We start from the raw sequence: 11,807 nt of genomic DNA, 5'->3' as shown, positions 1-11,807 counted from the left end.
ATGGGCGCGTAGTTGGTCTTGAGCATGTTGATCACCGCGTGCAAGGTGTGCCCTGAGTCAGCCAGATCATCGACCAAGAGCACGCGCCCTGCAATTTCACCCTTGGGCGTGGTGATAAAGCGTGCAATATCAAGATGTCCTTGCACCGTTCCTGCCTCGGCACGGTAGGAGCTCGTAGACATGATGGCTAACGGCTTGTCAAAGATACGACTGAGAATGTCACCTGGGCGCAACCCACCGCGCGCGAGACAGAGAATGGTGTCGAATGCCCAACCCGACTGATGAACTTTCAGCGCCAGCTTTTCGATGAGGCTGTGGTACTCGTCATAGCTGACATAGAGGTGTTTTCCGTCTTCGGTCAACATAGTGGATGATTCCTGAATAGTTGGCGTTTACTTGATGGCAGCAAGGCAAAACTGCAGATCAGACGGCGACATAAGGATGGCGCATCATGATCGTATGGTCTCGATCAGGACTGGTTGAGATCATGTCGATCGGAACCCCCGTCACTTCTTCGATACGCTCAAGATAGCGGCGCGCACTTTCGGGCAGTTTGTTGTACTCGGTCACCCCGACGGTGGAATCACTCCAGCCGGGCAGCGTTTCATAAATTGGCGTGCACCGAGCGATGTCCTCAGCGCCCATGGGAAGCAAATCAATACGCTGACCGTCGAGCTCGTAGCCCGTGCACAGCAACAACTCGTTCAACCCGTCCAGCACATCCAGCTTGGTGATGCAAAGGCCAGTAAGACCATTGACTTGGGCGCTGCGCTTCAACAAAGCTGCATCAAACCAGCCACAGCGACGGCTACGCCCCGTTGTCACGCCCTTTTCAGCGCCCACCGTGCTCATGTGATAACCGGGCGTACCAGGCACTTCCCAATCCAACTCTGTAGGGAAAGGCCCGCCACCAACGCGGGTGCAATACGCCTTGGTGATACCGAGGATGTAATGAAGCATGCCCGGCCCCACGCCAGATCCTGCAGCAGCGTTCCCCGCCACGCAGTTACTGGAGGTGACATACGGGTATGTGCCATGGTCTACATCCAGCAGGGTCCCTTGAGCGCCCTCAAAGAGAAGATTGGCACCCGCGCGATTCGCCTCATTGAGCTCTCGCGACACATCAGCCATCATGGGCTTCAGCAACTCTGCATGGCGCATGGCTTCGGCGTACACGACATCAAATTGCACCTTGCCATCCTGGATGTATGGCTTCAGCGCATCGCCAAAAACGAACTTTGCAGAGCCCAGGTACGTGGTCAGTACATGGTTATGCAAATCCAGCAATTCGCGCAGCTTGGAAGCAAATCGCTCAGGGTACTTCAAGTCCTGTACGCGCAAGGCACGGCGGGCAATCTTGTCCTCGTAAGCTGGACCAATGCCACGGCCGGTGGTACCAATCTTCTCAGCCCCCCCCTGCTCTCGGGCCGCCTCACGCGCAACGTCAATTGCCGCGTGGAAAGGCAGGATCAGCGGGCAAGCCTCACTGATGCGCAGGCGCGAACGAACCTCGACACCGGCTTTCTCAAGCCCCTCAATTTCCTCAAACAACTTCGCTGCAGAAAGCACCACGCCATTGCCGATGTAGCACTTGACCCCAGGGCGCATGATGCCGCTCGGGATCAAATGCAGCGCCGTCTTCACGCCATTGATCACCAGCGTGTGGCCAGCGTTGTGCCCCCCTTGGAAACGCACGACCCCTTGAGCACTCTCCGTCAGCCAATCGACCAACTTGCCTTTGCCTTCGTCGCCCCACTGGGTACCGACCACCACTACGTTGCGACCTTTGGTTGCTTTCATCTCAAACCCAATTCAAATGACAATTGCTCAAACAGCCTGCACGACCCAACGGCCCGCAACCTGAACCAGTTCACGATCACAGTGGAACTCATCCACCTCACTCTCGTGCCCTGGCAAAACACACACCACTGTTTCCCCAGCGGACCGAAGCTCTCCAATCGCTGCATTCACATCCGCAGCCTCGCCCCAGGGAGCACGAATGGCAGCCTTCAGCGCACGGGGTGGCACCACGCCAACCACCTGCTTGATGTCCAAACTGAATCCCGCCGCAGGACGATTTCGGCCAAACACTGCCCCCACCTCGTCGTACCGGCCGCCGCGCACCAGGGCATCGCTGGCACCGGGCGCATAGATCGCGAAGCGCGCACCGCTGTAGTAGGCATATCCACGCAAATCAGCCAAGTCGAAAGTGACAGAGGCTCCATCAAGACGCGACGCCAACCACTTCAAATTTGATAGCACTTGAGACACACCAGAAATGCGCTTCAGCGCATTTTCAGCCTCAGCCAGAACAGCAGAGTCTCCATATAGCTGGACAAGAGCGAGAAGGCCTTGCCGAGAATCCTCAGGAAAGCCACGCGTCAAGACTGTCAACTCTCCCGCATCCTTGGCCGCCAAAGCAGAATGAATGCCGCTGAGCAGTTGCGGGCTCACGCTCACACCAGCCAACAGGCTGCGGACGATGCGCACGTCCGCAAGATCAATGGTTGTGTCGCGTACATTGGCAACTCGCAAACACTCGCGAGCTAACTGCAAAGCCTCAAGGTCGGCCTCCAGCCCGGTATGCCCATAGATTTCGGCACCAAACTGAAGAGGCTCGCGGGTGGCATGCGGGCGGTCAGGACGCGTGTGCAACACAGGACCACAGTAGCAAAGACGTGTCACACCTTTGCGATTGAGCAAATGCGCATCAATGCGAGCAACCTGCGGAGTCGTATCAGCTCGCAGCCCCATGGAACGACCAGATAGCTGATCCACCAGTTTGAAGGTTTGCAGATCCAGCGCTTCGCCAGTGCCCGTAAGGAGAGATTCCAGATGCTCCAACAGCGGGGGCATCACTAACTCATAACCATAACAACGGGCTGTATCAAGCAGCCCGCGACGCAATTCTTCGATGTGCCGCGCTTCAGACGGCAAGACATCGGCAATGTGATCCGGAAGGACCCAAGCAGACATGGAGAAAAGGGGAGGCTGTTAAAACCGTGATTCTACCGGGACCGGGCGAGACTCCCCAAGGAATCTCCTAGTCGAGGGGTGTGACAGCGTTCAGAAACAAAGCATCAGAAGACCCGCAGCCAGGGCCAACAATGCGAAAAAGCGTATTTGGCCATCCTGCAATTGAGCGATCTGCGCAACCGTACGTTTCCAGACCTGGGGGGACAAAAAAGGCAAAAAACCCTCAATTACCAGGACCAAGGCAAATGCCGTCCAAAGGCTGTCCCACATCATTCACCTCTCACAACCAGCGCCACTTGTTTACTTGCGTGGAGCAACAGGCGCCGATGCAGACGCTGAGCCGCGAAAGACCTTGAAGAAGTCAGAGGACGATGGGTCCAGCACCATCACATCGCTTTTCTTATTGAAACTGCCCTTGTACGCCTCGAGACTGCGATAAAACTGGGCAAATTGAGGATCTTTGCCAAACGCTTCGGCGTAGATGCGGGCCGCTTCCGCGTCGCCCTCACCTTTCAGCTTTTGAGCATCCCGATAGGCATTGGCGATTGTGATCTCGCGCTGACGATCTGCGTCTGCACGAATCTTTTCGCCTTCTGCAGCACCTGTAGAGCGCAACTCATTGGCCACGCGCTTTCGCTCCGCTTCCATGCGCCGGTACACAGATTCAGTGATGGCTTCCACGTAATCAACACGGGTAATACGCACATCCACCACATCAACCCCCCAGGGCTTGGAACCACGAACTGTCTCCAAGACTTCGCGCTTGACATCAGCCATCAGCGCTTCGCGTTTGAGTGAGAGCAGCTCTTTCACCGTGCGCTTGTTGATTTCCTCCTGGAAAGCATTGCGAACCACCCGATTGAGCTGCATAGCGCCCGCCGTCTCATCCAGCCCAACGTTGCGAATGTACTCAGTGGGCTCGGAAATGCGCCAGCGCACATACCAGTCGATAACGACACGCTGCTTTTCAGCAGTCAACATGGGCTCGGTGTCCGTGCTGTCCAAGGTCAGCAAACGCTTGTCTATGTAAGTGACGTTCTGAAATGGAGGAGGCAGCTTGAAATTGAGGCCAGGCTCCGTGATCACTTCTTTGATCTGACCCAGTGCATACAAGACTCCAAACTGCCGCTGGTCCACAACAAAAAGCATGGAGCTCATGAGAGCAAGCACCACCAGAAGGGTAGATGCAATAAAACCGACTCTGTTCACGAACTACTCCTAGCGGGATTCACGTTCACGGGTGCGGCTGGTGTCGCGCGCGCGAGCGTCATTCGAAAAGGTTGGTGCGGGTGTTGCTGGTGACACCGCTGGAGGCGAGCTGGTGGCCGCAGGGGCATCCAGCGCTCCGGACCCGCTTGCTACGCCTTGCATAATTTTGTCGAGCGGCAGGTACAGCAAATTGGAGCCTTGACGCGACTCCACCAGCACCTTGGTCACGTTGCCATAAATCTGCTGCATCGTGTCCAGATACATACGATCACGGGTTACCTGCGGAGCCTTCTGGTACTCCGCCAAAATAGAAGCAAACCGTTGCGAGTCACCTTGAGCCTGTGCAACGATCCTCGCCTTGTACGCAGCAGCCTCCTCGTTCAGACGAGAGGCAGAGCCCACAGCGCGTGGAATCACATCATTCGCGTAAGCCTGTGCCTCGTTTTTGGCACGCTCGCGCTCCTGTCCAGCTTTGAGGACATCATCAAAGGAGGACTGCACCTGCTCAGGCGGCCGCACACCGCCCTGCTGCAAATTGATGCCAACAACTTCGACGCCAACTTTGTAACGGTCCAATATGGTCTGCATAAGCGCGCGAACGCGAGGCGCAATCTGATCTCGCTCTTCAGCCAATGCCGTGTCCATGCGCATCTTGCCCACCACCTCGCGAACGGCGGTCTCCGCTGCTTGAACCACGGCATCTGAGGGATTCTTGCTTTCGAAAAGCCATGCCCTGGCATCGCTCAGGCGATACTGAACAGCAAACTTGATCTCCACGATGTTTTCGTCTTCGGTCAGCATCGCGGACTCTCTCAAGCCCGTGCTTTTGATGATCGTGTCCCTCCCCACATCAGCGGAGCGAATTTGTGTCACAAAAACCAGCTCATGTCGCTCAATTGGGTAAGGCAAGCGCCAGTTAAAACCTGCACCCACGGTGCTTTTGTACTTGCCGAATTGCGTAATGACGGCTTGCTGGCCTTCTTGCACTATGAAGAAACCTGTGCCCATCCAGATCACGAACGCAATGCCAGCAATCAAGCCAACACCCACACCGGCGCTTTTCATATCAGGTTGAAAGCCACCGCCAGCCCCTCCTCCCGGGCCACGGCCAGAACCATTCTTTCCCCCGAACAGACTGCCAAGCTTGCGATTAAGGTCACGCCAGAGCTCGTCGAGATCAGGCGGCTGCTGGCCATTGCTTGGCCGCTGATCCCCACCCCTCTGACCTGCGGGTGGCGCTGCAGGTCGATCCTCAGGGCGCACACTACCGTCCTCCGACTTATCATCCCCGCGACCCCAGCGTGGATCGTTCAGATTGAACATGCCCCGAATACGGTCCGGCAATGAAGCCCAGCGTAGGGTGCGAGTATGAAAATTCATGCGCAAAATCTCTGGTTCTCTGATGGCGTCATTCGATCATGCATTGTGCCCAATCAGGGCAACATATCCGGCAATTCAAGGGCGTCTGCTGGGGTCATATCCTCACGCGTAGCCATCAACCTATCGGCCAAAGCGCGGCGCAGATCATCAAGACCTTCTCCAGATCGAGCACTGACGAACAGACGGGAAAGCGACTGCCCCCCCACTTCGTATTGGTCTACCAGCAGGGAGGGGCGTCGCTCTTCGGGCAATGCGTCAAGCTTGTTGAACACCAGTATCTGCGGAATATCCGATGCACCAATTTCCAGCAACACTCGCTCCACCTGCGCCATCTGCTCCGGGAAATCCGGGTTGGAAGCATCCACCACATGAAGCAGCAGATCTGCATCGACAGCCTCTTGCAGCGTAGCCTGAAAGGCATCCACCAATCCGTGCGGGAGATCCCGGATAAAGCCCACCGTATCGGACAGAGAAACAGATCGCGCCGCATCTGCCAGATACAACTGGCGTGTTGTAGTGTCTAGCGTGGCAAAAAGCTGATCCGCTGCATACGCTCGCGCTTTCACCAAAGCATTAAAAAGCGTGGACTTACCCGCGTTGGTGTACCCAACAAGCGAAATATTGAAGGTATCGCGCCTCTCGCGCTGGCGCCGCTGCGTGGAGCGCTGACGCTTGACCTTGATCAAGCGCTCTCTGGTGCGCTTGATCGCGTCACCAATCATCCGTCGATCCAGCTCGATCTGCTTTTCACCCGGACCGCCCCGGGCACCGATACCGCCAGTTTGGCGCTCCAGGTGAGACCAGCGCCGCACCAGCCGTGTACTCACATACTGCAGCTTGGCGAGCTCAACCTGAAGCTTGCCTTCGTGGCTTCGCGCACGTTGCGCAAAGATCTCCAGAATCAACAGCGTGCGGTCATTGACTGGAAGCTCGATATGACGTTCCAGATTACGCTGCTGCGCGGGGCTGAGTGATTGGTCAAACAGCACCTCCAATGCCCCATGCATCTGGGCCAAGGTGCGAATTTCATCCGCTTTGCCAGAGCCAATAAAGAGTGCCGCGTCCGGTGCTTTCCGCTTGCACGTAATGCGAGCAACAGGCCGTAAACCCGCCGTCTGGGCGAGCAGTCCCAACTCTTCCAACTCAGCATCGAAGTGGGGGAGACCAAAATCAACGCCCACCAGCAACACCGGCGTCATAGCGGACGAGGATGCGGAAGCCGAACTCAAAGCCAACCACCCTCTCTCTGCTCTACCTCGCTCAGAAAGCGAGCCCCGCTACCAGACAACAACTCAAGAGTTGCTGTTGTCAGCATCAGGGGTTTCTGAGGTAGAGAAATTGACCGCCCGACCTGGAACGATCGTAGAAATCGCGTGTTTGTAAACCATCTGCGTCACCGTATTGCGCAGCAACACCACATACTGGTCGAAAGACTCGATTTGCCCCTGCAGCTTGATCCCGTTGACCAAATAGATGGACACTGGAACATGCTCCCGACGCAATGCGTTAAGGAAGGGGTCTTGCAAAAGCTGGCCTTTATTGCTCACGATATTCTCCGTGTTCAAGTGTTGTTGTAAACCAGCACCTTACCACAGCCAGACGCACGCTCTGGCTTTAACACACATGGCCCCTCGACTGAGGAGCCTTTGTCGTCAGGCCTCGTCTTTGTCCGCAAAAGGATTGTGCGAGGTTTTCATCTCAATGCGCAAAGGGGTCCCCACAAGATCAAACTCCTTGCGGAAGCGCCCTTCCAAGAATCGCTTGTAAGCATCAGTCACGTGCTCCAGCGAGTTACCATGGATCACGATCACGGGCGGATTCATGCCGCCTTGGTGCGCATACCGCATTTTGGGGCGGAACATCCCCGCCCTCTTGGGGCTTTGGAACTGAACGGCCTCCAGCAACAGTCGGGTGAGCACTGGCGTGGACATCTTGCAGGTGGCCGCCCGGTGGGCCTGGGCAATAGATGTCCATAGAGGGCCAAGCCCCTGACGCTTCTTCGCAGAAATGAAGTGCAACGAAGCAAACTTCAGAAACGCTAGCCGCGTCTCAATGGAGCGCTCCAAGAGCTGCCGTTGGTAATCATCCACGGCATCCCATTTGTTCACCGCCAGAACCACAGCGCGGCCACTCTCCAGAATATAGCCCGCGATATGGGCATCCTGGTCCGTTACCCCCTGGGTGGCATCGAGCAATAACAGCACCACATTTGCGGACTCGATGGCTTGGAGCGTTTTCACTACCGAGAATTTTTCGATAGCCTCAAACACCTTCCCTTTGCGGCGCAGTCCTGCAGTATCCACCAGCTCAAAGCGCTGGCCATTGCGCTCAAAAGGCACAGTGATGGCATCGCGGGTCGTGCCGGGCATGTCAAATGCCACCAGTCGCTCCTCGCCAAGCCACGTGTTGATCAGGGTGGACTTACCCACGTTGGGGCGCCCCGCCACGGCAAGCTTGATTACGCCCTTGTCCAACGCCGTATCCGAATCGTCAGGCTCAGGCAGATTGAGCGGCTCCAGCGCAATGTCAACCAAACTGCGTATGCCCTGCCCGTGCGCCGCAGACACAGGATAAACCTCGCCCAGCCCCAGCTCATAGAACTCCGCTAGTTGGACGCCCTGGAGCATGCCCTCCGCTTTGTTGGCGACGAGCACGCAAGGCTTGCCCAAGCGACGCAAGTAATTGGCAATGTCGTGGTCTTGCGCGGAGACACCTGCACGGGCATCCACCACAAAAATCACCACGTCCGCCTCTGCGACGGCCTGCTGCGTTTGTTTGGCCATCTCGCGGTAGATGCCGCTGGAAGCGTCGGGTTCGAAGCCACCGGTATCAATGACGATGTACTCGTGTTTTCCCTGCTTGCCGTTACCGTAGTGCCGGTCACGCGTAAGTCCCGCAAAGTCAGCGACGATAGCGTCACGCGACTTGGTCAGACGGTTGAAGAGCGTGGACTTGCCGACATTCGGACGCCCCACGAGGGCGATAACTGGCTTCATTGAATAAGACCGATCAATCTGGACGGAATCCGTAAATGCCGCCATTGCGGGTAACAACCACCAGGGTATCTGCAGCCACGACTGGGGCAGCAGCGATGGCAGACCCATCTGTCGCCAGCCTGTTCAGGGGCGAACCATCTGTACGAGACAGCAAATGCACCAAACCCGAGTCGTCACCGACGACTACCGAGCGCCCTAGAAGCAACGGCGCCGTGAGTTTGCGGTATTTGAGTCGATCGATACCCCACAAGCGTGAACCATCCGCGCGGCGCCACGCAACAAGAGTGCCATTGCTCTCAGAGCCAAAAATGGCCTCTGCATCGCCGTGAACGCCTTCTGCTCCGCTAGCAGGCTGCGTCCAGACGGTCGTTCCCCTCGCCGTGTTCACACAACCCACAGCAGCTTGAAAGGATCGAGCGCACACTGTTTCGCCCACACGGCTGGTGCGCCCCACCAACTCGACAAGGCGCTCCACGTCATTGGTGCCCCGTGCGCTGGCAATGGGGGTCTCCCATCGCACACTGCCATTGTCAGGATTCAATCCGACCAAACGGCCTGACAACCCCACCACCAGCGTGTCACCCACAGCGGTCAAGACACCAGCCTGGCGCAATATCAAAGGCTCCCCAGGGCGCTGCTGGGCCCAGAGACGACGACCTGTCGACAGATCAAAGGCAGACACGGATCGATCTGCCGACAACACGAAAACACGACCGCCTGCAACCAGAGGTGGTGTGAATACCTGAGCAGCGAGCGTCTCACGCCAACGCTCACGCCCCCCATCAATAACGATCAGTGCATTGTTACGGGAGACCACCGCCGCGAACTTGCCATCGCTACCCACAGCTGCCGACAGAGGCTCAGCCAGCGCTGCTCGCCAGATATCCCCCCCCGTACGCGCGTCCAGGGCTGCCACCGCTCCATCAGCTGACGCGACGGTCACCACATTGCCAGCAACATGGACCTCCAATGGCAATCCAGCCACATTGCCAAGGCGCGCAGTCCATGCTTGCCGCACGCCCAGAACGGCCACATTGGCTCCGAGGTCGGCAGGCACAGGCTTAGACTTGTCGGCGCTCCACAAAGAACAACCGGCCAACGTGGCAGCCACTAGTGCTACCACCAGACCGCGCACAAAAAATTGGTGCCCTGACCTTGCGTTGATAGGCGACGACATGGTTATTTGGACTCCGCAGGTGTTGCGGTTGAAGAGACAGCAGAAGCCACATTCACACCTTGCAGCGAGACACCCAGCGCGTTCAGCTTGATTTCCACCAGACGGCGGTACTCGACACTGTCTTCAAACCCCTTATATGCCTTGGTGTACTCAGCAATCGCGTCCTGACGCTTGTCCTGGAGCATCAGGACATCACCCTTGCGATCCGCCACGACAGCAGAAAACTCCGGAGCGAAACTGCTGGACAGTTGCTTGAGTGCTTCGTCATAGTTCTTTTGATCCATGAGCACACCAGCCAATCGCAACTTGGCCAAGGCCTTGAGGCCCTCGTCTGACGATTGTTCTGCAACCCACAGAAGCGCCTCTTTGGCGCCTTCGACATTACCAGTGCCCTGCATGGCCTTGGCGAGCGTCAAGCCTGCCTGCCCAGCCTGGACAGTCCCTGCATATCTAGACTTCAGATCGGCAAAAGCTTGTTCCATGCGGACGTTATCGGCAGACCGCGCAGCCACATCCACAGCATCAAACAACGCAGCCGCCTGCGTGGCCTGCCGGGTTTGCCAGTACTGGTAACCGTTCCAAGCAGCCGCTGCACCTGCAACGACAATGACCACGGAGCTGATCAACGTGCCCCAGGTGTTCCAAAAATGCTTGAGCTGGTCTAGCTGCTCTTGTTCTTCAAGGTCGAGATGATTTGCCATGGAATGTGATTGGGTTAGCGGGTGGATTGTAGGGTGGCCGACCATTGCGCGACCAAGCCCAGCGGGCGCTCGGTTTGCTCACCTGCGCCATCACGCAAGGCTTTGACAGTCACCATGCCACGAGACAGCTCATCATCGCCAAACACCAGCGCGTGCATTGCACCACTGGCATCAGCCTTCTTGAATTGCGATTTCATACTGCCCATGCCCTCCAGCGAAGGGGCCGCGTGCATCTGGACACGAACACCATGTTGGCGCAATTGCTCGACAGTAGCCACAGCCCGAGGTAACGCGGCCGCCGAAGGGACAATGGCATAGACGTCCGGAACCAGCAAAGGGGTGGCACTTTGCTGCTCCTTGAGCAACTCCAGTACCCTTTCGACCCCCAACGCCCAACCCACCGCCGGTGCGGCCTTGCCACCGATTTGTTCGATCAAGTAGTCGTAGCGCCCCCCACCGCAGATCGTGCCCTGCGAGCCCAACTGATCCGTCACAAACTCGAACACAGTGAGGTTGTAGTAGTCCATGCCACGCACCAGGCGAGGATTGACAGTCCAAGCTATCCCGTTGGCATCAAGAATGGCCTTGACGGCATTGAAATGCGCCAAAGACTCCTGACCCAGAAAGTCAATCAAACGAGGCGCTGCTTCCACCAGCGACTGCATCGCGGGATTCTTGGTGTCGAGGATGCGCAGAGGGTTGCTGTGCAGCCGCCGACGCGCCTCCTCGTCAAGAGCATCGACGTGCTGTTCCAGATACGCGATCAATGCAGCACGGTGAGCCTTGCGCTCGTCCGGCTGCCCCAAACTGTTGAGTTCGAGACGCACATTCTGCAGGCCAAGGTCGCGCCACAGGGCACTCGCCAGAAGAATCAACTCGGCATCGACCTCGGCACCCGGAAACCCCAGTGCCTCGGCGCCGATCTGGTGAAACTGGCGGTAGCGTCCACGCTGGGGGCGCTCATGACGAAACATGGGACCCATGTAATACAGCCGCTTGCCACCGTCGTACAACATGGAGTGCTCCGCCACGGCGCGCACCACACCGGCCGTCGCTTCGGGGCGAAGGGTGAGCTGCTCTCCATTGAGGCGGTCCTCAAACGAGTACATCTCCTTCTCCACAATATCGGTGACCTCGCCCAGTCCACGCACAAACAGGGGCGTGGGCTCGACAATCGGAGTGCGGATATTGCGGTAGGCATAGCGCGCCATCAGGTCGCGCACCTTGGCCTCCAACCATTCCCAGCGGGCGGATTCTGGCGGCAGGATGTCGTTCATGCCCTTCACCGCCACCAGCTTCTCCGGCTTGGGCGAGGGGGTGCTTTTTTCGTTGCTCACAGCGCTTCTTTTCTATGTCTTGCAGGAACTG

General features: G+C 57.4%; 12 protein-coding genes (1 of these 12 cut by a window edge). All 12 read right to left on the bottom strand.

Annotated elements, in window-relative coordinates:
• Positions 1-365 carry the 5' portion of a phosphoribosyltransferase gene (locus C8C95_RS17860; RefSeq protein ID WP_056062011.1) on the bottom strand. 160 nt of this gene lie to the left of the window's left edge, so the window shows 365 of its 525 coding nt (coding positions 1-365); its start codon is at positions 363-365; its stop codon lies beyond the left edge, outside the window.
• Positions 366-423: 58 nt separating this feature from the next.
• Positions 424-1,800, bottom strand: a complete 1,377-nt coding sequence (locus tag C8C95_RS17855; RefSeq protein WP_116749456.1) for an adenylosuccinate synthase — start codon at positions 1,798-1,800, stop codon at positions 424-426.
• Between the two features lie 27 nt (positions 1,801-1,827).
• Positions 1,828-2,976: an ATP phosphoribosyltransferase regulatory subunit gene (locus C8C95_RS17850; RefSeq protein ID WP_116749455.1), complete on the bottom strand. Its 1,149-nt coding sequence runs from the start codon at positions 2,974-2,976 to the stop codon at positions 1,828-1,830.
• Between the two features lie 90 nt (positions 2,977-3,066).
• On the bottom strand, positions 3,067-3,246 hold the full coding sequence (locus C8C95_RS17845; RefSeq protein ID WP_347707488.1) for a DUF2065 domain-containing protein: 180 nt from the start codon (positions 3,244-3,246) through the stop codon (positions 3,067-3,069).
• Between the two features lie 30 nt (positions 3,247-3,276).
• Positions 3,277-4,185, bottom strand: a complete 909-nt coding sequence (gene hflC, locus C8C95_RS17840; protein WP_056061999.1) for a protease modulator HflC — start codon at positions 4,183-4,185, stop codon at positions 3,277-3,279.
• Between the two features lie 9 nt (positions 4,186-4,194).
• Entirely contained in the window at positions 4,195-5,565 is a 1,371-nt protein-coding gene (hflK, locus tag C8C95_RS17835) for an FtsH protease activity modulator HflK (RefSeq protein ID WP_116749454.1), read from the bottom strand.
• Positions 5,566-5,618: 53 nt separating this feature from the next.
• Positions 5,619-6,764 carry a GTPase HflX gene (gene hflX, locus C8C95_RS17830; protein ID WP_207780616.1) on the bottom strand — a complete coding sequence of 382 codons (1,146 nt, stop codon included), beginning with the start codon at positions 6,762-6,764 and terminating at the stop codon, positions 5,619-5,621.
• A gap of 93 nt (positions 6,765-6,857) precedes the next feature.
• Positions 6,858-7,112 carry an RNA chaperone Hfq gene (hfq, locus tag C8C95_RS17825; RefSeq protein ID WP_056743269.1) on the bottom strand — a complete coding sequence of 85 codons (255 nt, stop codon included), beginning with the start codon at positions 7,110-7,112 and terminating at the stop codon, positions 6,858-6,860.
• 105 nt (positions 7,113-7,217) lie between these two features.
• Positions 7,218-8,561 carry a ribosome biogenesis GTPase Der gene (gene der, locus C8C95_RS17820; protein ID WP_056062205.1) on the bottom strand — a complete coding sequence of 448 codons (1,344 nt, stop codon included), beginning with the start codon at positions 8,559-8,561 and terminating at the stop codon, positions 7,218-7,220.
• Positions 8,562-8,574: 13 nt separating this feature from the next.
• Entirely contained in the window at positions 8,575-9,738 is a 1,164-nt protein-coding gene (gene bamB, locus C8C95_RS17815; protein WP_082564873.1) for an outer membrane protein assembly factor BamB, read from the bottom strand.
• 2 nt (positions 9,739-9,740) lie between these two features.
• The gene (locus tag C8C95_RS17810) at positions 9,741-10,439 is read right to left on the bottom strand and encodes a tetratricopeptide repeat protein (RefSeq protein WP_116749452.1); all 699 of its coding nucleotides are present in this window, start codon (positions 10,437-10,439) and stop codon (positions 9,741-9,743) included.
• A gap of 14 nt (positions 10,440-10,453) precedes the next feature.
• On the bottom strand, positions 10,454-11,716 hold the full coding sequence (gene hisS, locus C8C95_RS17805) for a histidine--tRNA ligase (RefSeq protein WP_243415782.1): 1,263 nt from the start codon (positions 11,714-11,716) through the stop codon (positions 10,454-10,456).
• Between the last annotated feature and the right edge of the window lie 91 nt (positions 11,717-11,807).

The sequence above is a fragment of the Acidovorax sp. 99 genome (genome assembly GCF_003096455.1).
GTDB lineage: Bacteria > Pseudomonadota > Gammaproteobacteria > Burkholderiales > Burkholderiaceae_C > Acidovorax > Acidovorax delafieldii.
Note: the sequence above shows the minus strand (reverse complement) of the source record. Positions and strands in the feature narration are given on the sequence as shown.

What these genes read in the sequence shown, in the direction of transcription:
- C8C95_RS17855 (WP_116749456.1), bottom strand. Translation starts at nt 1,800, where the DNA reads ATGAAAGCAACCAAAGGTCGCAACGTAGTGGTGGTCGGTACCCAGTGG.
- C8C95_RS17850 (WP_116749455.1), bottom strand. Translation starts at nt 2,976, where the DNA reads ATGTCTGCTTGGGTCCTTCCGGATCACATTGCCGATGTCTTGCCGTCT.
- C8C95_RS17845 (WP_347707488.1), bottom strand. Translation starts at nt 3,246, where the DNA reads ATGTGGGACAGCCTTTGGACGGCATTTGCCTTGGTCCTGGTAATTGAG.
- hflK (WP_116749454.1), bottom strand. Translation starts at nt 5,565, where the DNA reads ATGAATTTTCATACTCGCACCCTACGCTGGGCTTCATTGCCGGACCGT.
- hflX (WP_207780616.1), bottom strand. Translation starts at nt 6,764, where the DNA reads ATGACGCCGGTGTTGCTGGTGGGCGTTGATTTTGGTCTCCCCCACTTC.
- der (WP_056062205.1), bottom strand. Translation starts at nt 8,561, where the DNA reads ATGAAGCCAGTTATCGCCCTCGTGGGGCGTCCGAATGTCGGCAAGTCC.
- bamB (WP_082564873.1), bottom strand. Translation starts at nt 9,738, where the DNA reads ATGTCGTCGCCTATCAACGCAAGGTCAGGGCACCAATTTTTTGTGCGC.
- C8C95_RS17810 (WP_116749452.1), bottom strand. Translation starts at nt 10,439, where the DNA reads ATGGCAAATCATCTCGACCTTGAAGAACAAGAGCAGCTAGACCAGCTC.
- hisS (WP_243415782.1), bottom strand. Translation starts at nt 11,716, where the DNA reads ATGAACGACATCCTGCCGCCAGAATCCGCCCGCTGGGAATGGTTGGAG.